12 protein-coding genes are annotated in these 26,169 nt (G+C 33.9%); all 12 read right to left on the bottom strand.

The features are described from left to right. Positions 1-4 precede the first annotated feature (4 nt). The 12 genes from BXY58_RS05480 to BXY58_RS05425 all read right to left on the bottom strand — a co-directional run bounded on the left by BXY58_RS05480 (position 5) and on the right by BXY58_RS05425 (position 26,067). Positions 5-1,174: an EpsG family protein gene (locus BXY58_RS05480; RefSeq protein WP_120212813.1), complete on the bottom strand. Its 1,170-nt coding sequence runs from the start codon at positions 1,172-1,174 to the stop codon at positions 5-7. A 2-nt stretch (positions 1,175-1,176) separates the two neighbouring features. Next, the gene (locus BXY58_RS05475; protein ID WP_120212812.1) at positions 1,177-2,643 is read right to left on the bottom strand and encodes a flippase; all 1,467 of its coding nucleotides are present in this window, start codon (positions 2,641-2,643) and stop codon (positions 1,177-1,179) included. A 14-nt stretch (positions 2,644-2,657) separates the two neighbouring features. Next, positions 2,658-5,006, bottom strand: coding sequence for a GumC family protein (locus tag BXY58_RS05470; protein WP_120212811.1), 2,349 nt, complete (start codon positions 5,004-5,006; stop codon positions 2,658-2,660). Between the two features lie 9 nt (positions 5,007-5,015). Continuing rightward, on the bottom strand, positions 5,016-7,346 hold the full coding sequence (locus BXY58_RS05465) for a GumC family protein (RefSeq protein ID WP_342353442.1): 2,331 nt from the start codon (positions 7,344-7,346) through the stop codon (positions 5,016-5,018). Between the two features lie 25 nt (positions 7,347-7,371). Further along, complete coding sequence (locus BXY58_RS05460; RefSeq protein ID WP_120212809.1) at positions 7,372-8,175, bottom strand: polysaccharide biosynthesis/export family protein; 804 nt, start codon at positions 8,173-8,175, stop codon at positions 7,372-7,374. A gap of 40 nt (positions 8,176-8,215) precedes the next feature. Next, positions 8,216-10,150 (bottom strand): polysaccharide biosynthesis protein, encoded by a 1,935-nt coding sequence (locus BXY58_RS05455; RefSeq protein WP_120212808.1) that lies wholly within the window; start codon positions 10,148-10,150, stop codon positions 8,216-8,218. Between the two features lie 47 nt (positions 10,151-10,197). Further along, positions 10,198-11,337, bottom strand: a complete 1,140-nt coding sequence (locus BXY58_RS05450; RefSeq protein ID WP_170144198.1) for a DegT/DnrJ/EryC1/StrS family aminotransferase — start codon at positions 11,335-11,337, stop codon at positions 10,198-10,200. Between the two features lie 147 nt (positions 11,338-11,484). Beyond that, the gene (locus BXY58_RS05445) at positions 11,485-12,102 is read right to left on the bottom strand and encodes an acetyltransferase (protein ID WP_229728399.1); all 618 of its coding nucleotides are present in this window, start codon (positions 12,100-12,102) and stop codon (positions 11,485-11,487) included. Beyond that, on the bottom strand, positions 12,092-12,700 hold the full coding sequence (locus tag BXY58_RS05440; protein WP_120212806.1) for a sugar transferase: 609 nt from the start codon (positions 12,698-12,700) through the stop codon (positions 12,092-12,094). Before BXY58_RS05440 ends, BXY58_RS05445 begins: the two co-directional genes overlap by 11 nt. A 46-nt stretch (positions 12,701-12,746) precedes the next feature. After that, a complete protein-coding gene (locus BXY58_RS05435; RefSeq protein ID WP_120212805.1) occupies positions 12,747-13,073 on the bottom strand; it encodes a hypothetical protein in 327 nt (108 codons plus the stop codon). A gap of 106 nt (positions 13,074-13,179) precedes the next feature. Beyond that, positions 13,180-19,800, bottom strand: coding sequence for a fibronectin type III domain-containing protein (locus tag BXY58_RS05430; protein WP_120212804.1), 6,621 nt, complete (start codon positions 19,798-19,800; stop codon positions 13,180-13,182). 213 nt (positions 19,801-20,013) lie between these two features. Beyond that, complete coding sequence (locus BXY58_RS05425) at positions 20,014-26,067, bottom strand: GEVED domain-containing protein (RefSeq protein ID WP_120212803.1); 6,054 nt, start codon at positions 26,065-26,067, stop codon at positions 20,014-20,016. Between the last annotated feature and the right edge of the window lie 102 nt (positions 26,068-26,169).

Below are 26,169 nucleotides of genomic sequence, written 5' to 3'. Positions count from 1 at the left end.
TAAATTAATTAGCCCACATTTCCCTAATAAATCTTTCTCTTGCTTTCGTTTCTTTTTTGTCTAAAACACTTTCATAAGGAAAATAAACAGAATAGTAATAATATTTATTGTCAATATTTGCTACTAGTAGTTTAACTCCTATGATACTAAAAATAAATAGATATAGAGATGATATAATAGCTTTTTTACCAAAAAATGTATTTACCCATTCTTTTTTATTATAAATAACATGTGTAACAAAAATAATAAATGGCAAGTAAATATAGTTACTAACTCTATCAAAACCAACCATAACTTGAGATAAAATGGACATCCACAACAAACCTACAAACATCCAATCAAAATTTTTGTCTCGAAGTTTATTTTTTGAATAATAAAATAAAAATGGAATGAATACTATAACCCTTACAAAATAAAAAAACAGTATCCCTAATATACTAAATTCCATTTCAGAATAAGCTTCTCCTTTTTTTTGCATAAAATCTGTAACCAAAATCACTTTAATAAAATCTATAAAGAAGATTTTACTAAATAAAAGCGGTATTGAAATAATAATTGAAATAATTAAAAAGCGGGTAGAAAATTTAATTAACTTAAATAACGGGAGAATAAAAAGAAAAATAGCTGATATATGAAATCCAAAGGCTACAATACAAATCAAAAAATATGGAAGCCATTTGTTTTCCATAAAATATTTATAAGCTACAAGAAAGCAACAAATAGCAAAAATTTCCCTTTGTATTTCGAAGCCAAAGTAAAAATACAATAAAAAAATATAGCTTATTAAAATAGTCGTAAATCTATATTTTGAATATTTTTTAATAAACCAAAAAAAGAAAGAATTGTAAATGATTGAATGTATAATTTGATAAAAATAATAATCTGGATTTAAGGATTTGCAAAAAGCAACAAACAACAAATATAATGGTTGATATCCAAAATATTCATTATCTCCATTTAGAAAAGAGAAATATGTCCGAAGATCAGGGTAAAATGGAAAATAATCTTCATAAGCTAAGGTATCCCCTCCAACTCTGTAGCGGAGTCCTGTTAATAGTATACAATATATAAAAATAAAATAGTAATATAAATTTTTTAAAATTGTTTTCCCTCTGTAATCAAAATGAAAAACACCAAATATCAAAATAAATAGTAAAAAGGAATAAGCCAACATAGCTATTTTTTTATTTTATTAAAAATTATTTTATCGAAGATATCTTTAGTATGTTTTTCTTTTAAGAAAAATAAAAGTAGTGCATAAGCTATAGGGAATAAAATAGAAGAAACTATCAGATTATTAAAGAAGTTAATCTTCGTAAATAAAAAAATATAAAAAACAGAGAAGACTATAAAATTTGCAGCTAAAATTTTCAATAAATTATTATCAAAAAGACCATAAACTAATCCATTATTTTTTAAGTAGACAAACATAAAAACAATTGCGATTAATTCAGATAATACAGCAACTACAGCTGCTCCATTGTGTTGAAAATTTTTGATAATGTAAAAATTAATAATTAAACTGAAAATTGCAGAAACTAAAGTCGCCTTGGTATAGACTTTTTCTAAACCCTGTGGATATAGAATAAGAAATCCAAAAAAATATGCTAAACTTACTATTATACATAGTGGTGATAATATTTGCATTGTAATAATTGAAGAATTAAAATCCACTCCTCCCATAAAAGAAATTATATTTTGAGAAAATACAAAAAAATAAATTGTACAGGGCACAGATAAAATCATCATCAAATGAAGGCTTTTTTTTAAATACTCCTTGTATTGTATTTTATCATTTAAAAATAAAAAAGACAATCGCGGTAACATTACAGCTCCAATTACAGTAATAAAAGAAATAGCATACCTAATTAATTTATTTGCCATTGAATAGTAACCAACATATTTGTCTCCGGATAAAATTCCTATTAGGAAGTTATCTAGTTGCAAATAAATATTTATAGAAACTGTTGCTATAAAAACCGTGAAAATAGGCTTCAAATGCTGAAGTATGTTTATCTCTTTTACATTAATTTTTTGTTTAAGTAATTTATAGATTAAAAAAATAAAATTAATTAAGTTAGCTCCGAAACTCAACATAACCACCAAAAAGGCATACTTTTGATAATCTTCAGTTTTATTTACAAATAAAAAAATTAAGATAAAAACCAAAAATCTTACTGTTATATATCTGATAGTAATAAACTTTTGATTCTCTATTCCTTGAAAGTACCATTCAGCTCCAATATTGCTTAGGAACACCATCGAACTCATTATAATTATTAATTCTCGGTAGTTGGAAAGGAAGCTTACATTAATCAAAACAAATATCAGTAAGTAAGATAATATTGTAGTAATAAAAAGTATTAAATAGAGCTCAAATACAAGTTTAAATAACTCCTTCTCATTATCTCTTTTTTTTGACACCTCCCTAATGCCATACATAGGAATTCCAAGAGCTGAAAAGAGCACAAAATAATTTATAATAGTATAAACATATTCTACTTTTCCCAGATTTTCAGCACCTAATACTCTGGTAATGTATGGCATTGTTAATAAACCAACAATAGCCGCCGAAAATATTCTTAAAAAATTTAGAGCGAAGTTAACTTTAATACTTGGTTTCTTTATTTGGTGAGCATCCATTAGCAGGAGTTTGTTTAAAATATTTTTTGCCACCACTTCTTCTCCTCAGCTTGATAACCATAGCCATATTTATTACCATAGCCAAAATTACTCTTATGGACATCATTAAGTACAAATGCCACATTTTTAATTTTTTTCGTCTCAATATTTTTGTTAGCAAAGTCAATGAAGCCTTTCTCCGTTATCTCAGACCGGGTCACATAAACTGTAGCATCAGCAACTTCAGATATCAGGAATGAATCTGTAACCAACATTAGAGGTGCTGTGTCTAAAATGATATAGTCATAATCATTTTTCAGTGAATCCAATAATAATGAGTATCTACCATTTTGTAAAAGATCCGTCGGATTAGGCGGGATAACTCCAGAATAGATAAAATCACAGTTTGGGTGGAAGTTGCTTGGATGTATTATTTCTTTAGGACTATCTATTTCTTCATACAGATATTCGGAAAGACCTTTGGTATTTTTCATTGCAGGATTGTATCTCTGCAGTTGTGGATTTCTAATATCAGAACCTATCACTAATACTCTTTTTGTAGACGAGGCCAAAGCTAACGAAAGATTAACAGATACAAATGTTTTTCCCTCTCCTTTTATAGTAGAAGTAACAAAAATAATTTTTGCCTCAGACTTCTTTGATAGCATGAAATTAAGATTGGTTACCAGAATCCTGAAAGATTCTGCCAATGGCGACACATCATTTTTGGTGATGATCTCTCCATCTTTTCTGTATAATCTAGGAATTTCTGACAGAATAGGAGTACTTGTCCGTTTTTCCAAGTCATGTTTGCTAATCAATTTATTATTAAGCAATTCTTTAATGTATATAAATCCAAATGGAATAAGCAGACCTAAAATCCAAGCTCCTAAAACAGAGATCATTTTTTTAGGTGCAACTGGTTTCTTCAAAACATATGCGTGATCTACAACTCTAGCTTTGTTATCAGTCATCGCCATAGAGATTGCTGCCTCTTCTCTTTTCTGCAACAATAAAAGATATAGATTTTCTTTAATTTGCTGCTGACGTTCTATATTTCTGAATAATTTCTCTTGTCTCGGTACTTTTTGAATCTCTGTATTACTATAATTATTCTCACGATTAATCTGGTTTTTAGTAGCATTCAGGTTTATCAAATAACGTTGGATGCTTTCCCGCATTGCATTTTTGAGACCTGAGATATCTTTTGTAACTTCTTTTACTAAAGGATTTTCTGTAGTTGCATTTTCCAGTAATCTGTTTCTGTCCATGATCAGCTTATTATAAGCTGTTATGTTAGAAGTGGCAGTGGGATTATCCAATCCAATGTTGGTAGGAAGCACTTGGTTTGAACTACTATCGATGAATCCTAACAACATCCTGCTCACTTCTATCTGAGTTTCAATTTCTAAGCTTTTCCTTCTGGTTTCATTAGAAGTCTGTAAATTAATTTTAGCTTCGGTTTGTATATCGACAATATCATTATCTACCTTAAACCGTTCTTTATCACTTTCTACCTCTCCCAGCTCTTTGGATATCAAAACAATTCTCTCGTCAATAAAATCCTTTGTTTTTTTAGACTCTGTATTTTTATCTTTTATAGCATATTCATTATAAATATCTACTAGATTGTTCAAAATATCTTTGGATTTATCTTTATTGGAATGGGCTATTCCCAAACCAATTACCGTAGCATCTTTATCCATCAGATCAACTTCTAAAGCTTTTTGATAATCATCTACAACACTTGCGAAATCAGAGTAAGTAAAATAAAAGTCGTTCAGATCAAGCTTTTTTACCTTTTTTCTATTGAATTTTGGATTCTTTTGAATAATAAAATTAGCATACGGGAGACTGATGGTTTTATTGAAAGTAGTAATAACATCTTTTTTTAATTCCTCTGAAGACAGTGTAATCTTATCCCCTTGTATTTTTACATCAATTGGTTTCTTAGGTAATTCCTCAAACTGTTTTTCATTTACAACATGGACAATAAAAGGGTTGGTATCATTATACAATTCTACATCGTGGTATTTTTCCCGAGAATAGATAGAAACCTGAAGCTTAAGATTTTTGGTAACATCTTCTATGATTCTTTTGGACTTGAAAATTTCCAATTCATTTTCAATACTATTTGTACCCATCCCTGCGAAACCTCCTAAACCAGCAAGCACACCAAAATCTCCTGATGCGCTGGACATTTTTTTTGCATCCTTAATTAGTACAGATGATTGGATTTTATAAACCGGGGTTGTGAATTTTATATACAATATGGCAAGGATAGTTGTCAGGATCACACTTCCAAAAAACCAGTACCAGCGCTTTGTATACGGTTTGATAATCTCTCTTAAATTGAATTCTTCTTCTTTTTTCGTAACGTCCATTTAAGTCATTTATTTGTTGTTGTAGCCATAGCCGTATTTATTACCATAGCCAAAATTCTGTTTTGTTACATCATTTAATATAAATGCCACATTATTCAATTTTCCGCTCTCCACAGAATCATTTGCAAATTCTATTAGCTTTTTGTCTGTAAAATTGGATCTTGTAACATAAAGTTCAAGGTCTGCATACTTCACAAAAGTAAAAGTATCCGTAACCAGCAGTAACGGTGCTGTGTCCACTATTATATAGTCATATCTTGCCCTGAGTTGTTCCAACAATACACCTAATCTTCCATTGGTTAGCAGCTCGGTAGGGTTAGGCGGAATAGTTCCTGAGTATATAATATCACACTTATCATTAGCTGGATTTTTGAACAAAATTTCATCAACAAATGTGTTTTTATCATATAAATATTCTGTCAATCCTTTACCCGGATTTTTGCCATTATTATATCTCTGTAATTGTGGATTTCTAATATCTGTCCCCACGATGACTACTTTATTATTTGAATTAGTCAGCGATAATGCTAAATTCATTGAGACGAATGTCTTTCCCTCACCTTTAATAGACGATGTTACAAAAATAATTTTACTTTCCAATGTTTTTGGAAGCAAAAAACCGATATTGGTTGTAAGAATTCTAAAAGATTCTGCTAACTGGGAAAAGTCATTGTTTTTCACAATATGATCTACATTATTTTTTATAGCAGGAATTTCTGCAATTATAGGAATTTTCGTTAATAATTTCAGATCATTCTTAGAATTAATTTTAGTATTTAATAATTCTTTTAAATAAATAATAAAAAAAGGTATAATGCATCCTAAAATCAAGGAAACCAAAAGAATAATCATTTTTTTTGGTGCAACAGGTTTATCCGAAACAAATACCGGTTCTACGATTCTTGCCTTGGGAGCTACCACAGCTAATGAAATCGCAGTTTCCTCACGCTTCTGCAACAACAAAAGAAAAAGACTTTCTTTGATCTGCTGTTGTCTTTCAAGGCTTCTGAAGAGTTTTTCCTGATGAGGTATTTTTGTAATTCTGGATTCTATTTTATTCTGTTCAGACTGATATTCATTCAACGCAAATTGCAAAGCCACTTTATTTTTTTCCAAAGATTCTGCAACAGATCTTTTCATAGAATTAATTTGCTGCGTAATATCCTGTATGAGAGGGTTCTGAGGTGTCGCATTTTCCAGCATCCTGTTTCTATCTATGATCAATTTATTGTATGCTGCAATATTAGTATTGGATTCATGATTTTCCAATCCAATATTTACAGGCAAAAGCTGATAGCTATTCTGTTTATTAAGAAAAGAAATAAGATCATTGTTAAGCTCTAGCTGCGCATCCAGCTCCAATTGTTTTTTTCTGGCATCTGCAGAACTTTCGAGATTTATTTTTGCTTCTGTCATAAGATCGGTTATCATATGATCAGTTTTGAATCTTTCTTTTTCTGTTTCAACGTTTCCCAATTCTATGGATATCTTGCCAATTCTCTGATCAATGAATTCCTTAGTTTTCTGTGCTTCAGAATTTTTATCGAGTATGGCATCTTTATTATAAGAATCAATCAGGGAGGTCAGAATTTTCTTTGCTTTATCAGTCTGTGGATAATTCACAGATAAATTGATAATAGTAGCATCCTTATCAGCAAGATCAACCTGAATCAACTTTTGCACACCAGAAGCAGCTCCCTCCAATGTATTAAAATAAACTTCTAAACCATTTCCTATCTCACCAGCTTTTTCCTTATCAAAGAATTTATTCTTACTTATAATTATATTGGCAAACGGTAAACTGATATATTTGTCATAAACGATTTTTTGAGATAAATTGTATTCTTTGGACTCCAGTAACAATTGATTATCTTCAAAATGAATAAAAAATGCTTCTTTTGGATATTCCTTATTCTTTTTATCATTTACAATATGAATAATGATGGGAGACGTATCTCCAAAAAGTTCTTTCTTAACAATCCCGGAAGTAGAATAAACAGATGTTTGTAAATGATTGAGTACAACAATATCTCTGGCTAATTTTTTAGTTTTAAAAACTTCTAGTTCATTTTCTATACTATTCGTACTCATCCCTCCAAAACCTGAGAGTCCCTCCAAAACGCCCATATTTCCAACACCTGCTCCAAATGATTTTTTGGCATCTTTAATAAGAACAGCACTTCTCACATTGTAAACAGGCAAAGAGAATTTTATGTAAAGTAAAGCTAAGATAATAGCTAAAACAATACCCATAATAAACCAGTACCATCTTGAAAGGTATGGCTTTATTAATGCATTAATATCAAATTCTGAAGGGTTATTAGTGTTTTTTTCCATCATCTTATCAATAAGAACTGAAAAGATATTACCTGAATAATAATGCCAAAAGTCCTACTAGAACGGATGCGACAGAAATCAAAACTGTTGCCTGAGGACCGTATGCAGAAGTATTTTTCTTGGTTTTATTAGGCGAAACATAAATCACATCATTTTGCTTAACATAGTAGTAAGGAGAGTTTATAAATTCTGCATTGGTAAGGTCAATATACTCTTTAGTTGTTATTCCATTTATGTTACGAATTACCAACACATTCTTTCTCTGTCCATATATTGTTAGATCTCCTGCTAATCCCAAAGTTGTGAGTATTGTCATAGATTGTCCATCTGGCACCAAAAAGGCTCCAGGCTTATTAACTTCTCCAAGAACTGTTACTTTAAAATTCGTATTTCTGATATTGACACCCGGATCTTTCACATAAATTTTCAATTTTTCCTTAAGTTCGTCACGAAACTGCTCAATTGTTTTGCTACTTGTATTCAACTCTCCCAAGATAGGATATTGAATATTACCTTTAGAATCGACAATATATGTAGGACCTGCTACAGAACTCTGTGCCTGAACAGGAAGATTACTACTAGGAATAGAGAATTGCGATATATCGCTGGATGAATAATTTTGATTGAATGGTTTTACCACATCATTATCCTTTGCACTAACTAAGATTACCAATTGATCACCAGGCTGGATGGTAAATGTGGATGTTTGTATAGAAGTCTGAATTGCAGTCTGTTCAATATTCTGCATGTAATCGATATCTTCTTTTACTTTACATGAGAATATTAAACAAAATAATGAAGCCATAAAAATTATGGATAAAGCTCTTTTCATAAATATAATTCTAACTGAAGGTTTGCAAATATAGGAATTCTTATTTATCTAACGATTCGTAGATAGAATTATTGCTTTTAAATTCTTTAACAATGGATTTTAAAATTCTTACAATTTCTTGTTTTTCTTCTTTTCTCGAAAAATTGATTACCAACTCCGTTAATTCATCAATTTCATCAAAATGCATGGTAGGATCCTTAGATATCATAATTTTCTCATGAGAAGTTGGTAGTGTACGAGCATTGTCGCTTAAAAGTTCTTCGTAAAGCTTTTCCCCTGGTCTTAATCCTGTAAAAATAATTTTGATATCTATATCCGGTTCGAATCCAGACAACTTAATCATACGCTTTGCAAGATCCAAAATCTTTACCGGGTCACCCATATCGAAGACATAAATCTCCCCTCCTTTTCCCATAGTACCCGCATTTAAAACTAATTCACACGCTTCGGGAATAGTCATAAAATATCTCACAATATCAGGATGTGTAATAGTGACTGGTCCACCTTTAGCTATCTGCTTACGAAAATGAGGTATTACTGACCCATTAGAGCCTAGTACATTTCCAAATCTTGTAGTAATAAATTTGGTTGTATTGCCTTCTAAATTTTGTAATGATTGTACAAATAATTCCGCAACTCGTTTCGAAGCACCCATTACATTTGTTGGATTTACTGCTTTGTCAGTAGAAACCATTACAAATCTATTTACACCAAATTTACTGGAAAGTAATGCCAAATTTTTGGTTCCTAATACATTTACCAAGACTCCTTCGTGGGGATTTTCTTCAACCAATGGCACATGTTTATAAGCCGCAGCGTGATAAACCATGGAAAAGTTGTATTTAGCAAAAATAGGTTCTAGGCGACTTAGGTTAGATATATCCGCTAGTACAAATTTAAAATTGATATGAGGATAAGTTTCCCTCATTTCTAGTTCTGTATCATAAAGCGGAGTCTCGGATTGATCTAAAACAACAATTTGCAAAGGTTCTAAAAGGGCAACCTGTCTCACAATTTCCTTACCTATAGAACCGGCTCCGCCAGTCACTAAAATTGTTTTTTGAAAATGTCTTTTCTTAATTTCAGTATTATCTAATTTAATTGGCTTTCGGTTAAGAAGATCTTCAATCTGAATAGTTTTAATATGATTAATCATCTCATTACTACGTAATTTTTGCATTGAAGGTGCTTTGTAGATTTTGAGATTATTTTCTAAAAACAAATTAACCCAAAAGTCTAATTCATCCTTCTGCATAGTCTCTTTAATTAAAAGGACACCACTTATATCGTGATCTTTAATTTTTAAAGATTTTATAAAATCACTTTTTGTAATTACACTTTTACCTAAAAGCTTGATTCTAACTTTCTTATCTTGGTTAGATATGAAGCCACAAATATCAAAAGGTAAATTTGGATTAGAAATAATCGCCTGTGCTATTGCAACAGATGTATCATCATCTCCTAATATATATATTTTTTTTCTGTATGAGCTTCTTTTATTTTCTTTAATTGCATTGAAAAAAGTCTTAACAAAAAGTCTAAAGGTGAATAGAAATAAACAAGAAATTGCAAAGTAAAAACCAACAAAGGGTATTAATATTATTTTTTCACCAAACGTAAAATAGGTTATATAGTTAAAAAAAACTAATGTAATTGCAGTGCTTAGATTTGCGAATATTATCTTGAATAAATCTATAAATGTTGAATGTCTTATTACACCTAAATATGTTTTAAATAAATACATAAAAAAAACATTTAGAGATATAATCAGGCAAAACATTAATGGTAATGGGAAAAATTTATAATGTTTTACATCTAATCCTACTATTAACAAGTGAGATACTAAAATTGAGATTGATGTTATGATAATATCTATAAATAAAATTACCCATCTGGGTAGATACCTCAAATCAGATAAGCTAAAAACATTCTCCCTCAAATAAATTCTTGTTTTTTGTGGTTTAGAGAATAACATACATACTATTAGTTTTAATTATAGGTTCGTAAAGATAAATGTTTTAATTATTTATTGAAACACATCCTTAAACATGAAGCGATTCTATCTTTATCTTCCAGAGTTAAGTTAGAACCCGAAGGTAGGCATAATCCAGTATTAAATAAATTCTCTGCAACATTGTTGTCACCAAAATATTTTGACGTTTTAAAAATTGGCTGCAAATGCAAAGGCTTCCAAAGAGGTCTAGATTCTATATTTTCTTCTAATAGTTTTAACCTAACTTTTTCTCTATCTACTCCACTTACAGATGGATTTATAATTATATTATTCAGCCAATAATTAGAATAATAATCATCCGAAGGTTCTGAAAAAATTGTCACATCCTCGATATCTTCAAAGACCTTTTTATAAAATTCGTGATTAGCTCTTCTCTCTAAGATTCTTTGATCTAAAACCTCCATTTGCCCTCTACCGATACCCGCACATATATTACTCAATCGATAATTATAACCTAATTCAGAGTGCTGATAGTGTGGTGCCTCATCTTTTGCCTGAGTAGACAAAAAAACAGCTTTATCTTTATATTTTCTATTTTTCACGACTAAAGCACCACCACCTGACGAAGTGATTATTTTATTACCATTAAAACTTAAGACTGATAGATCTCCAAAAGTTCCACATTTTTTATTTTTGTACATACTCCCCAAGGCCTCAGCACTATCTTCTATGATGGGTATATTATATTTATCAGAGATTTTTCTAATCTCATCAATTTTATATGGCATACCATATATACTGACAGCTATAATGGCTTTGGGCTTGTTATTGCGGTTTATACCATCAATAATAGCTTCTTCCAAAGCAACTGGACATAAATTCCAAGTATCAGGTTCACTATCAATGAAAACAGGATTAGCTCCTAAATACATTATGGGATTAGCAGACGCTGAAAATGTCAAAGATTGACATATTACATCATCTCCTGGCTTAACTTTTAACAACATCAATGCTATGTGAATTGCAGAAGTTCCTGACATCAACGCTGCAATATGAACTCCGTCATTTAAAAACATTTCAAGATCACTCTCAAATCCGTTAACATTTGGTCCTAAAGGAGATATCCAGTTTTCATCAAAAGCTTGTTGTATATACTTCATTTCACCACCACCCATATGAGGAGATGAAAGCCAGATTTTCGATTTCACAAATTTTAATTTTATTTATTATTTACTATTTCACTTATTCAATTAAATTTTATTCATCACTACAAAGTTAATATAAAAAATCAGTTATTTATTCTCATCTTAAGTATAATTTATAATTAGCTGATATATTGATAATTTTTTTTTAACTTATTTTAATACAACACTCTTTATTATTTTCGCCGGGTTTCCTACAACTACAACATTTTCAGGAACATCATTAATTACAACTGCTCCAGCCCCAATGACAGACCAACTACCAATTGTAATATTCTGCTTCACAGATGCGCCGATACCAACTTGCGCACCTTCTTTAATTTTAACGTTTCCGGCTAAGGCTACATTAGGAGAAATATGCACAAAATCTTCTATTTCGCAATCGTGATCAATACAAGCTGATGTATTAATGATACAGTGACTTCCGATTTTTACAGACGAGTTGATGACTACGCCTGCCATTATAACATTGCCTACACCTATTTTTGTTCGTGTGGATATTATTGCAGATGGATGAACTAAATTAAAGTTGGCAAAATGATACTTTTGAGAACTACTTTTTCGATTAAAATTATTTCCGAGCGCAAAAAATACATTCTCCTTTTCAGTTAGTGTTTCTAAATTGTTTGAAACATTATAATCCAAAATCTTACTGACTTCGGGATTCTGGTCATAAATTTCATTAATTTTATAATCTAACTCTTCAGCAATTTCAATAACAACCTTTGCGTGTCCACCTGCACCAAGAATATTAATATTTTTAATTTCCATTCCCTTCAAAATTTACAGTTGTCGCCTGACCGGCAGTATTGATTCCTTCGCTTTTAATCACTTTTTTTATGGTCATCAATAATATTTTGACATCTAACAAAAAGCTCATGTTATTGACATAGTACACATCATATATAAACTTTTGTTCCCAGGTAATTGTGTTTCTTCCGTTCACCTGAGCCCAGCCAGTAATTCCTGGTTTTATGAGATGTCTCTTTTTTTGCTCTTCGTTATACAATGATAAATAACTTACTAAAAGCGGCCTTGGACCAATAAAACTCATGTCACCCTTCAAAACATTAAACAGTTGAGGCAGTTCGTCCAAAGATGTTTTTCTGACAAATTTCCCCATTTTGGTCAACCGGAATTCATCGGGCAAAAGATTGCCTGCTTCATCCTTTTGATCCGTCATTGTCTTAAACTTTATAATCTGAAAAACCTTCTCATTTTTACCAGGCCGGCTCTGAAAAAAGAATACATTCTTCTGATTGAAAAAGTATAATAAAATGATAATCAATACAAATATTGGTGACAATATCAGTATCAGCAACAGCGAAAAGATAAAATCAAAAAATGGTTTTAGAAAACTTTTATACATAAAGACAAAATAAATCCGAAATTAAAAAATTTCGGACTTAAATATTTTAAATATTAATCTTTTTACTTTTCCTTTGATAATAAAATATCAATGTTAATCCACTTAAGAATAATAAAGGAACAAGACCATTAATAGGAACCGGATTACCCGGGTTACCTGGTCCTTCTGGCTGCTCTCCTCCAACAGGTCCTGCAGATGCCGGCGAGCCTTGCTCTTCTTCAAAAGTAGCATTCTGATTTGCTTCAGCCGTGTTTAAATCCTGCACTTTATCTTGATTAAGTTTTGACGACTCATTATCAAAAGCATTATCTTTAAATTGTGCAGAAGATAACACCCCCAGGCACAAAAATGTTATTAAAAATTTTTTTTTCATCGTAGTTTAAAACTAGGCATATTTTTCAGGTTGTAAAGATATAAAAATTTAGTAAAATCCTATAAATTGTTAATATTAAATAATATTAATAATTACTTTCACATTTCTATTTGATTATTTTTTTAGTTCTGATATTTCCAGAATTTTCTGCTTTGATAATATATACCCCGTTCAACAGTGCAGATCCATCCATTCTGAATTCTTTTTTATTTGTATCAATAGATTGAATCAGTTTTCCGCTTGCATCATAAAGCTCAATTTTTCCAAGAGTTTTAGAAGACTGAATTATAAAATAATTACCATCTCTATATACAATGAAATCTGATTTGGAGCTATCAACACCTAAAACTTCGTTATTTTTATAAACAATCTCAAATCTGGCATCATCCACACCCTGATTTGCGTTAAAAGTGTAATCCTGCGAAGTCAAGTCTGTATAAGTATTATTCTGCTTATCTTTTAGATACACTTTCTGACCATCAGAAAATATACCATCTTTTTTGCTCAATGAGATCTTATACATCCCGTTTACCGCATGCTTTGTACCCAAAGGAATCACATCATCCTGAGTAAATTCTCCTTTACCTTGGATTGCCAGCTTTTTATTTGGCAATAGGGAATAAAAGGCATCGGAGCCAATCACAAACAATTCTCCATCATAATCAATTTCAAAACCATTGGTTGCACCATTAATATAGCCTAACAAAATAGTATTAGAAATATTGGCCGGCGATGTCATTTTTAACCAAAAACGATTCTTTTCAGCCCTTTTTGAATTGTAAAAGTGCGCATCTGCATCGTAGCCCATCCTAACAGAATTGGTAAAATCAATTGGAGTACCTGCTGCTACTTTTTTAGCCTTGATAATGAAACCTTGTCCTACTTTGACAGTTCCATTTGGAATAGGATTAGCTGAAGCCAATTGATAATGATCTACTTCTACAGCTGGTGTACCTCCAGTTAAATTATATATTGCATAATTGTTCCCTGTATAATTAGAACCTTGCTGAACGTTTGTTGCTGCTATATCATTATTAGTCCAGAAATATGCAGTACCATAGATTTTAGTATTATTCAAATTATATAATGCGTCAAAATCTATATTAGACGGATAAGGATTCCCTATAAGATTATAACCTTTGGTGCAGTCAAATTCTGACACAGATGATCCACAAGAGTTTTTCAAAATCTGGGATGAGAGAGATCCGTTGCGCATCTTCCCTGTAAAACTAAATTCATCTGCTGTAGAAGGTATTTCCGTACCTGTTCCGCCAGTTGGGGTATAGCTGTTTTTTCCTCTGATCGCATAACCTCTTCCTGTATCAAATACCGATGAAGCCCCCAATGTAATCTCTCCACTAATCGTAGTAACAAAAGTATCTGTCGATTCTTTGTACACAAAAAATCTGTTCCAAGGTGTTCCGGTACCAGTTCCTCCATTGGCTGAATTGTAACCGTTAGAGAAGCTATAAAGGTTTTGATTAGCCACAGGTGAGCTCCAGAACGTATAACCTTTTGTTGGTTGAAGCGCAGTTCTTTTTACGGTAATCGTATTATTGGAATTATTATCTGCTCCAACATTTTTCTGCACAAGATTAGCATCACTTTCTACAACAATCTTATTATCCGCTGGTAAAGTAATATTTCCATAAACTGTTACATCTTTCTGAGCTTTGATGTCTAATGATCCTGTATTTGTGATTTCAAGGTTGTTAGTTTCAAACGAAATAGGAATATTATACGCTCCAATTATTTTAGAGTCTAAAGTGGCTGTTGGTCCATCTATATTACTCCAAGCAGAGCCATTCCACACGACTGTATTATTTGTTGTAACGGCTATTTCATTTGAGTTGACCGATTCACAAGTTGACGTAATTGCTCTTACAACATAGTGATATGTCGTATTTTGAGAAAGTCCTGTAACAATGTCAGAGTTGACAGAATTACCTACGATAACTTTAGGATTATAATTAGCTACATAATCATTATTGGCAACATAATAATCAATAAGTACATTATCAATATATGCAACAGCAGAACCATTAACAATTTTTATTTTAACATCATTAGATGTTTCATTCACATCAAAACTATACTGTGATGGTGAAGAATTAGCAAGTGCCTGGGTTCCTAAAAGTGTTTCTACTCCGGAAACTATTTTATAAATAGAAATTGTAGTAGCAGAAGACCCTCTTCTAGCATGAAACTTCAATGTTTTTAGTTTATTATAAGATGGTGAAATAATAGAAGAACTACTCCCTCCTTCTAATTGCGCACCTGACGCTGAGTTATTATAATTGTTTGTAGCCGTTGTTGATTTTATAACTCTATTCATTGTCCAAGTTCCTGTTACTAGCTCAAAATTACCTACTCCTGTAGCATAGCTAGTCATCGTCATTCCCGATTCAAAACCTTCTGTAGCAGTATTTAACAATTCACCTTTTTTATAAACATCCAGTTCATATCCGGTTGCTCCAGCAACAGGTTGCCAATTAGCAGTAAATGTTGTTGCCGTAATATCAGTTGCTGCTATCGCAGTCGGTGCAGATATAATTCCTTTTCCTGATAGAGTAACGGTTGGAATCACTGTTGCTCCTCCTCCACTAATTGTTAATACAGCATTAGAAATTGGAGTGCAGTCTGTTGGCTTAAATCTAACATTTATTTGTTTATCTGCTAAAGTAGATGAAGAATAATTTACAGTCGTAGATGCTGCCCAAGCTGTATTATCTACAGACGAAACTTCAAATCCAGCAGGTGCAGAAATAGTAATAGTTCCTGGCGCACCTGTAAGCATTAATCCTGACAAATTAAAACTTTGAGTAGCAGAAGTTGTCGTTATAGCCTGATCTGGAAATGATAAGGATACTGCAGAAGTATTGTTAGCTAATAAAGTAGGAGGTGTTTCTTCTAGCCTGAAATCATCAACACCTAAATAATATGTTGCCGTTGCATTATTAGATGTTGCTCTAAGATTAAAATAAAAAGTTCCTGTAGTAGTTGGTGTGAATGTATATTTATACATTGTATATCCAACATTTTGTGTAGAAGTAACGAAATTACCTAAAAAAGTTGAACCTGTAGTAGATTGCTCTGCATTTACATATAAATCTCCATTGAATCCACCTCCATTAGAACCTGTAGTAGATGTTCTATAATAAAAAGTAAAATCATAAGACTTACCTGCATTAAGTGTAAAACCTGGTGTATATAAATTACTTGCTGAACTGTTATTCCACTGCAATCTCATATAATTAGAAGGAGAGTTTGCACCCGGCGAGCTTGTGGATGCTACCGCATTACTAGAAGTCCAAGATTGAGAACCTGAAGTAGTCATCCAACAATTTGGAACTACATTCGCTCCTAAAGTTGACATCGTATCAAAATTCTCTGTCCAAGGGAAAGAGGAAATATTAGTACAAGCTGTTGTAAAGTTCCCAGAAGCACTCCAAGCACTATTGGTGTCACAACCTTTAGTTCTTACCCAGAAATAGTAAGTTGTTGCCGCAGAAAGACTTGATAAGTTGGCAGTATATACACTTCCAGCTACTGTTCCATTTGGCGTAGTTCCCGCAGTCGGAGCAGTGTTAGAAGTACTGTAATAATAATCAAAACCTTTCACTGCACCTGTTGCTGGCGCTGTCCAGCTAATTGTTGCAGAGTTCGTAGTTACAGCACTTGCCGCGCCAATTGTAGAAACATTCACAGTTACTGCTGCTGATGTAAGATTCAAAACCATATCAGCAGTTTGATCATTACCACCTATCCCATATTGATTTCTGAAAACTAAATTCAATCCTTCTACGGTAGTTCCTGTAGGAATACAGAACCAATCGGCCAATTTTACCGTTGCTTTATAAACATTTGGATTGGTAGATTCTCTTGTGAACTTAATTAGTGTTGAAGTATTATTAAAATCCTGACCTGCATTTTGGTACTGCCAAGTTGCAGAAGATGTTTTAATACCTGCATGCATCCAAATTTCTAACTGGTCATTGGTGTAAAAATTATTATACCCATCAAAATCTTTAAAATAAATATTCAGTGTATTATTAACTGTGTTATTAGCACTAACTGCGTCTGTATAAATAACATAATCTGGCTGAGCAACAACAGAAAATTTATAATCTTCTGCTTCAGAACGTGTAGCTTGGGTTGTACAAGGATTTACATCATCGCCATTTGACAGATACATTGTTCTAATTCTCATTCGGTAATCTCCCACAGCCTGACCATTTGGAACAGTAATACTGCCTGTGCTGCCAGTTGTATAAGAACTACCTGAAGAATAAACTCTTTCTGAAGTTTCAAAAATCAAGTTATTGTTCCAATCTACCCAAATTGCAGTTCCTGCACTTCCGCCCGGTGTTGTAAATGAAAAATCAACACTTCCAGTAGAATACATTTCAACTTTTTGAGTAGCATAATTATCCTGATATCCTCCTGTTGTATAAGTAGATGTATTATTAATATTAGATGTATAACCTTTAGTTGTAGAAAAATTCGATATATAATTTGTAGAATTTGAACTTGATGGTAAACAATAACCATAATAGAAGTTACCTCCCGCAACCCATTCACTTTTATCCGTTGTACCACAATTGGATCTTACCCACCAATAATAAGTACTTCCAGCAACTAAACCTGTAGTAATATTTGCAGTGGTAACACCTGCTCCAACACTCCCTGTAGGAGATGCTCCAGCTAAAGGTGCTGTATTGGTTGTAGACAAATAATACTGATATCCATTTGCAGGAGCTGTAGCTGGTGCACCCCAAGTAATATTAACATTATCTTTTGCAACCATTGTCCCTGTAAAAGGAGCTACCGGTACAAAACAGCTAGGAAGGTTTTCAATATTAAAATCATCAAATGCAATATTACATCTACCAGTTCCAAAATTTGATGTCGCTTTTAGTCTAAACTTTACATTATGATTAGCATATGATGTTAAATCAATGATTTTTTCTTCCCAAGGAGAACTAGAAGAAGTATTAGATGCATTTGCACCATAAGTTGCAATTGTATTAAAAGCACCACCATCAACACTTATTTGGAATTGTAAATTATTAGCTCCACTATTAGCACCCATCCAGATTGAAAATCTTGCTTGCTTAGGAGAAACTGGCAATTGAAAACCAACAGAAGTAAGATCATAAGTGTTATATGATGCTGAAGCGTTAAAATAATTCATTCTTAAGAAACGAGCTCCTTCTTTTGCGGTACCAACACCATTAGTACCATCAGCTGTTACAGACTCCCAATGCTGTGAAGCTCCAGTAGAACCTTCCGTGGCAATAAAACAAGAAGGCAATGTTGAAGAATTAAACCCTTCATTATATGGAAAAGTATTGATATAAGTACAGTCTGTAGTAAAGCTACCATCTAAATTTGTTGATTGACAACTAGAGTTATAAGCAACAATCCTGTAATAATAGGTTGTATTAGATGGGAGTCCAGCAATAGAAACCGGAGAAGTTGTATCTGTTAGTGGATAACCAGCAACAGGCGTTGTTCTTCCAGAATCTGAATATAGTTCAAATCTATACTTGATTGTCTCCGCAGAACCTCCGACAACCGAAGCTGTCCAAGATACAGTAGCACTATTGTTTGTAACAGAACTCAATGGTAAAGTAGCAGGAGCCGGGCAAGTCGTTTTATCCCCTGTTAATGGAGAGGTTGTCAAGTAATAAGGTTGTCCGGTACAATTATTATTATATGAATAGATATAATAATAATATTTTGTATTAGAGGTCAATCCTGTTTCGGCAATTGTTGTTCCTAATGAAGCTGTAGCACTTCCTTGTAAAACCCTATAAACAATACCTCCAATAGTAGCATCTGTATTTGTAGTATATGAAGTTCCATCTACTAAAGTTGGCACTGTTGCATTTGTGCTTCTCAAAATCAAATAACCGCTTGGTGTATTAGGCGACGCTACTCCAGTAAATGTAGCATTAACGGTAGAAGCACCTGTTGTTCCAAATACTAATGATGTTGGTTGTGATGTTGGAGTTGTACAAGAAGAAGCGGATGTTCCAGTAAGTTTAAAATCATCCACAACCCAACGTTCAGATGTAGCATTATTTGTTAATGTAATTCTTACTTTTAAATTTGAAACTGATGGTAATCCGGTTATTGTTACAGTAGAATATCCTGCTGTTGTTTGAGAACCTGTTGTTGTTGGTTGAAAGTCAACAGGTGTAACATTGCCATCATAAGCTGTAGATGCAACTCCAGTAGCTGAATAAGCCCAGTATGCATTACCAGCTGTTGATCCAAGTACACGAATAGTACTATAGTAAGTAGTTCCTCCATCAGGACTTATTTCGACATTAACAAGATCAGTCGCATCAACCCCATTTCCAGTCGAGCCTATAGAAAACGCGGCTAATCGAAACGATAAAGATAAACCTGTATAGGCTAAGGTATTAAAATTTACAGAGGTCAGTGTAGCACTAGCTGTTGTAGTTGACGGTGCTGTGAATCCATAAGAATGAGATCCCTCTACTGTAAAAGCAGATGTTGCTGGCCTATCACCCGACGCTGAGTTTCCCGTATAGTAAGCCCCACCTGAAACTGTAAATGATGATGCGGAATTATTAAATCCCTCTGAAGCAATTGTAGTCTGCCCCCAAGTATTTCCAGAAAAGAACAATATAAACAGCAATAGATATTGCTGATAAATATTTTTTGTGTTTTGTTGATTAAATAAATTTTTCTTCATCGATATATAAGGTTCTATTTTAAAAATTAGAAATGAGGGCGCTAAATTAATTAATTTTTACACACTCTTATAAAAAAAGTTAAATTATTTTTAATTAATTACAAATTATAGAATTTTAATAGGAATATTCAAATAAGTGTTTAATTTTATTGACAGATGCAAAACACAGGAAAGACACTTGAAAGTGCCTTTCCTTAGAAGAATTTAAAGTTTTTATTTGATAAACTTCTTTGTCTTAGGATCGCCAGAGTTTTCTATTTTCAATATGTAAACTCCATATAACAGAGATGATGTATCAATTCTTATGTCATTGGAATTGGTGTTAAAAACTTTAATAAGCTTTCCAGAAGCGTCGAACATCTCAACCTTTCCTAATTTGTTAGAAGATTTAACAACCTGATAATTTGCATCTTTATAAACAACGAAATCAGATTTGGAATTAATTCCTGTACCCAAAACTGCATTTTCTTTATACACAATCTCAAATCGGCTGGTATCAGTTCCCTTCAACGCCGTGAATGTATAATTGGTATCAGTACTCAGATTGATATATTTATTCAATAATTTATCCTTCAAATAAATGGTTTGACTACCATCAAAAATACCCTCCGGCGTTTGCAAGCTAATGATATAGCTTCCATCGGCTGAAAATACATTTCCAAGAGTCACCACATCTTCATTGGAAAAATTATCTTCTTTGCCTTGGATCGCTAATTTTTTAGCGCCTAAAACCGAATAAAAAGAATCCGATCCTACAACAAATAATTCGCCATCAAAATCCGTTTCATAATTATTACTCGCACCTGGGATATAACCAATCAATATAGTGTTAACCATATTTTTTGGCGATCTCATCGTTAACCAAAACCTATTTTTTGTCACACCTTTTTGATAGAAAGTCCCGTTATCAGTAATTCTTATTCCATTATTAAAGTCTAATGCGCCTGCGGTTTTCGCCTGTACAATAAAAGCCTGTCCTACTTTTATATTTCCATTTGGTGTGATACCACTTGGATTTTCAGGATCATAATCTGCCCAATCATAGGCCGGCGGCACACCTCCTGAACCATTGAAGACAGCATAGTTGTTTCCTGTATATCCCGAGCCCATTTGCGTAGCAGTATAATCTATATTAGTCCAGAACCAGGCTGTGTTGTAGATTTTGGAACTATTCAAACTGTAAAGCAAATCGAAACTGATATTAGACGGATAAGGATTGCCGACAAGATTATAGCCTTTGTCTGCTCCTGCTGATTTTTGCAAACTGGAGAACTGAAGATTTCCATTGTTTGGGACTCCTGTAAAGCTATAAGTTTTGCCATATCCATCAGGCAAAGAATTTTCTGCTCGGATTGCATAACCTTTCCCCGTTTGGAAAGTAGCATCAGAAGTCACCGTAAATTTATCCGTCGATTCGTTATACTGAAGATAACCGTTTGAAGGTGTATTCGGAGAGAAACCACCCGCTCCTTTGATCGTTTGTCCGGCAACCGGTGAACTCCAATAAACATAATCGATATGTCCGGTTACATTATTCATATCAGAAACCTGTCTCTCAACCTTGATAGTTCCTTCATTAGCTATATTATCCGTCTGAATCAAATTAGCATCGCTTTCTACTACAAAACTATTGACCGTAGAATTCTGATTGGTAATTTTCTTTTTGACTTTAATAGGATAATTTGGTTTTACAAGCATTATTCCTGTAGAACTCACTGTGAGCTCACAAACATCCAAAGCACCATTAGTTTGAGAATTATAACTTCCTGCAATGATTACCTTGCTCCCTAAAACCGGTGTTCCGTTTGACCAGACATTACTTGCCCAAGTATTAGATGCCGGCCTGATTTGTACAGCTTTGGTTGCCGTATAACAAGTCTGTGTATTTTCTCTTACCTGACAATAATATTGATAATTATCCAATCCATTGACATCAGAAATATTCAACGTTGGCGATGTTGCGCCAGAATAAACACCGCCGTTTGAAACAGCAGTCCAACTTCCGGTATTTCCTAACTCGTACCATTGATAAGCCAATCCATTTCCTCCGGCAAAACCTTCCGTTGCAGTAATTGCTAAAGACGTATCGACAACATCACAAGAAAGAGAATAGGTTGGTTGCGTATTGACAACCGGCGGATTTTTAGCCACAGGCGGCTGTGCTACGTCGCTAGGAGATAAACATTGTCCACTGGATAAAACCTGGGATGTCCACTCGTTAGCATCAAAAACAGTTTTTGGAGACAGATATTCATTTTTTCTTCTGAGATAATAGCCGACTGTATTGGGTGCGTGGACATCATCTATAATCGTGGAACCTTTCATTAATCTAAATCCATCATTCGCATTAAATCCTGTAGAACCAAAACTTCCGTTACCTGTAGGCGCATACCCACACACAGAAGAACTCACTCCAATCACTGCAACAGCACCAGATGCAACAGTTCCGGTAAGATTAGCGTAAGTTGTATACGTTCCACCATAATCTCCGGCTCTCTGGATTGAATAAGTACTCAAGTTAACCGTAGCACCTGTTCTGTTATAAAGTGTAACAATACCACCAGAACCTCCGTTCTCATCATAAAGTTCGTAAATAATAATATCAGAAGCCGGCGTTACAGAACCTCCACTTCCGCCAGCACTTTCGCAATCTGTAACTAAATTATCAATCACATCAAAAGCCTGAGTGAAAGAGCATCCACTTGCTAACGTTACCACAAAATTAGCATCAGTTGCACCTGTGGGAATTAATGTTTCGATCTTTCCTGATGATATGAGATCAAATGGTACACTCGCTCCATTATAAGTAACAGCAGCGCCAGTCAAATCATTAACTGAAGTTGTAAATGTAACTTTAGTATTGGCAGGCCCACTTACTGGAAATGCCGTAATCGAAGGCGAAGTGGTACAAGTTCCCGTTCCCTGAATTTTAAAGACATAAGGATTTTCATCAGCATCATTATTCGCAATACTTACATTCGCTTCTCTGAGTCCGGCAACAGTTGGATGGAATTTAATTTTAAATGATGTTGTAATTCCATTCACTACAGGTGAAACCGCTTGTTGTGTGACAATAAAATCGGAAGGATTAAGTCCCGTGATATTCACAATTGGTGTTCCTGTAAGATTAAGATTGGCTAAACCTAAGTTTTCAATTACAAATTCTTTCTCCACAGAATCGGTTCCTAAATTAGTCGCAGCGAATAATGTATTATTAAGACCATAAGGCTCATCAAAATTATTTGGAATACTAATATTATTCCCTTTGATATTGATTTCCTGATTTGTAGGTTGAGTAATTGTAACCGTATAATCCTCTACTTCCCCATCGAATGCGGTTTCACAAGAAGTGGGAGCGGTAGAATATTTGGCGCTCACCCTCATCTTTATACTTCCGGACACAGCTGTTGTTGGTACTGTAATACTAAGAGGCGAAAGTGATGTTACGCCATCCGCTACATTAGTCGCTGTTCCCAAATCAAATTCTTCTCCGGAGTCTGCAAAATCACCATCGTGATTCCAGTCAAACCAAACCTTTGCCGCAATTGTATAATCACCATCTGTATTAACCCGAACCGTTAATGGATAAGTTTCTCCTTTTACAACGGTTGTCGTTGGTGTTGTAAAATTGGTATAACCTACAGTTTTAGTTGCCGCAGTCGCATTTTCAATCGTATTGAATTTTACATATCGGACTCCTGTATTATAATCTATATTTCCCGAAGAATCACAGTAGGTAATTTCTGGCGTAACACAGACATTAGTTCCATCGCTCCAGGTTGTACCTTTTCTTACAAAAATTTTAAAACAATATTCGGTTCCATTGGTAAAACCTGTTACAGCTTTGCTAAGCGCTGTTCCTTTATATACCACTTGATTTCCGGCATTATTCCAGGAATCATCCGCAATAATACTACTACCGTCTCCTGATGGAACATAAGTTACAGTTCCCTGATTTGCTACGATCATGACTTCATCAAAACAAGTAGCCACATTATTATGAGTCCAATTAAGAGTCACTTGAGTATTGGACGGCGTTCCTGTAAACGTTTTAACATCATCTTGAGCTATAAGATTCAAAGCTCTGGAACCAGCCGAACCATTGGAAAACCGCCTTACCGAACCGCCATCCTGATAAGCCAGAATCATAAAAGAGTAAATCCCATTCTCCGTCAAACCGGAAATGTCCACTGATGTAGCAGTCCCCTTGTAAAGTAGTTTTCCTAAAGTGGACGGGGCCGCATTATTGGTAGACGCTGCGAAGCTACTATTGGCATAGTTATAATCCGTTAAAGCTGTAGTAGGAGCTCCACTCGGAGTAGTTGCACCTGTAACTGCAAAAACCATATATCCCGTTGGCACAACTCCACTTGAAGGAGCGATCCAGGAAATAGTTCCGCCATCGTCTGTTAAACAAGCCGTGGCTCCGGTCACGTTATTAAGTGTACCAGTAAAAGTCGTAGTAAACTCCTGTACACCACCGTAGACATAAGTTGTACCATCAAAAAGATAGGCTTGAACCGCATAAGTTGTACCTTCGGAAAGAGAAGTGGCGTTATACGTTGTACTTCCAAGGGTAACAGTTACATTAGTTACTCCACCACCTCCAACAGTTGGTGTTGCATTAGTTGATTTTACAGAATATACAAAACCCTGAACAGTAGAACTCGGACAGGTTCCTTGCGTGATTGACGTCGCTCTCAAGGTAGCAGTTGTCTGTGCAAATGTTGTAATCGTATTGGTTGTAATTGCCTGGGCTGTTGCCGTAGAATTACCTGTCACTGCTTTATTAACAGTTGTTGCACCTCCTCCGGAAACGGATATATTACCATTATAAGTTTGATTAGCTGCAGTTGGAGTCAACGTAACATAAATTGTTTTCGAAGGTAAATCGCCACCGGAATGTGTAAAACCTGTAATAGATGTTCCACCTGATGCTTCAGAATAAGTGTATCCAGCTAACGAACCCAAGCTAATCGTCCCCGCTTTGAGACCTGTCCCCGAAATGGTAAACGAGAGTTCCCTGGAAGAACCATTACAAACCGTACCAAATGCCAGCGTACTTCCAACGGTCAGTGTTTCTGTAACCGCAGTAATTGTTAAATTATTAGATGTTAAATTAGAGGCAGAAGCAAGTTCACTTCCATTAACTGTAATATTAAAATTAGTCACATTAGTATCAAAATCTGTATTGTTATAAGCTAATGTAACTGTTGCCGTCGTAGAAGAATTATAGGTCACGCTTTGAATACTCACTCCAGAAGGCGCATTATTCAATGTAAAATTCGAGGAACTCAGTGTGGCATCTGCAAATGTAGTGTTTGCAAGAGTTAGCCCAACAGTTGCTCCGTTAAGCGTTGCTTCATTCAGTGTGCCGGAAGCTGTTAAGGTTGGAGGCGAAGCTGTTGTTATATTCCCTGTTAATTTGGTTAGATTATAACAGATTCCTATTGTATTATATTCGTAAACCGCAAAATGATAATTAGTTCCCGCTGTTAAACCTGTAAGATTAACCGAGCTACCAGTTCCATTATATACAACATAATTCCCAGTCCCAATTTGAGTCCCGGAACCAAAAGCTGAATTAGCTGTATAATTAGTTCCACTTACTGGATCAGCATTCACAACTCCTCCCAACCTTGCAACTACTAAGACATTATCTCCACTCCCCCTCGACCATCCAACAGTAGCAGTATTTTGTAAAATTGCAGAACTTGTAAAGGAAGTGGCTTGAGCCGCAGGAGATACACAGGATGTTGTTAATTTTGTTATACTAACATCATCCATTGTCATATTGGAAGATCCTTTAGTAAAAACCCATTTTACATACCTTGTAGTAGCTTTTAACTGATATAAACCCTTTGATGTACATGTTGTCGGTAAATCAGAGGTTCCTGATAAATTAACTAATGTTGTGTATGTGACACCATCATCGGATTCCGAAACTAATAAAGAAGAAGTAGTACTGGCATTAGATTTCACCACAAACGAAAGCTTATCTGGTGAAGAATCTAAATTAACGATTTTTAAGTCCCCACTTGTATCAAATTTTGCCCCGTTATTACCCGAACAAGCAAATGATGTTAAATAAGAATCTACCGGAGTATCTGTCCAGCCCGACGGGGTCGTATCCCAATTTGTCCTAGTATGAGGCAAAACTACTTGCCCCCAGCTATGGAAGCTCATCAAAAAGAAGAAAGAAAACAGAAGTGTTTGTAGGGCAGGAAAACCCTCAAACTTCTGCTTGAAGAATAAATATTTTTTCATTGCATTTAATGTTTTTTCAAGAAAACAAATATAAGTTTATTTGAAATACAAAAATCAATTAATAAAAATTTAACACTTTTCTAATCGGTAGTTTAATTTTCA

The organism is Epilithonimonas arachidiradicis (genome assembly GCF_003610695.1).
Lineage (GTDB): Bacteria > Bacteroidota > Bacteroidia > Flavobacteriales > Weeksellaceae > Epilithonimonas > Epilithonimonas arachidiradicis.
Note: the sequence above shows the minus strand (reverse complement) of the source record. Positions and strands in the feature narration are given on the sequence as shown.

Excerpts from the sequence above, each read along its gene's own strand:
- BXY58_RS05435 (WP_120212805.1), bottom strand. The coding sequence starts at position 13,073 with ATGAAAAAAAAATTTTTAATAACATTTTTGTGCCTGGGGGTGTTATCT.
- BXY58_RS05475 (WP_120212812.1), bottom strand. The coding sequence starts at position 2,643 with ATGGATGCTCACCAAATAAAGAAACCAAGTATTAAAGTTAACTTCGCT.
- BXY58_RS05440 (WP_120212806.1), bottom strand. The coding sequence starts at position 12,700 with ATGTATAAAAGTTTTCTAAAACCATTTTTTGATTTTATCTTTTCGCTG.
- BXY58_RS05445 (WP_229728399.1), bottom strand. The coding sequence starts at position 12,102 with ATGGAAATTAAAAATATTAATATTCTTGGTGCAGGTGGACACGCAAAG.
- BXY58_RS05430 (WP_120212804.1), bottom strand. The coding sequence starts at position 19,800 with ATGAAGAAAAATTTATTTAATCAACAAAACACAAAAAATATTTATCAG.
- BXY58_RS05480 (WP_120212813.1), bottom strand. The coding sequence starts at position 1,174 with ATGTTGGCTTATTCCTTTTTACTATTTATTTTGATATTTGGTGTTTTT.
- BXY58_RS05455 (WP_120212808.1), bottom strand. The coding sequence starts at position 10,150 with ATGTTATTCTCTAAACCACAAAAAACAAGAATTTATTTGAGGGAGAAT.
- BXY58_RS05460 (WP_120212809.1), bottom strand. The coding sequence starts at position 8,175 with ATGAAAAGAGCTTTATCCATAATTTTTATGGCTTCATTATTTTGTTTA.
- BXY58_RS05470 (WP_120212811.1), bottom strand. The coding sequence starts at position 5,006 with ATGGACGTTACGAAAAAAGAAGAAGAATTCAATTTAAGAGAGATTATC.
- BXY58_RS05465 (WP_342353442.1), bottom strand. The coding sequence starts at position 7,346 with ATGATGGAAAAAAACACTAATAACCCTTCAGAATTTGATATTAATGCA.
- BXY58_RS05425 (WP_120212803.1), bottom strand. The coding sequence starts at position 26,067 with ATGAAAAAATATTTATTCTTCAAGCAGAAGTTTGAGGGTTTTCCTGCC.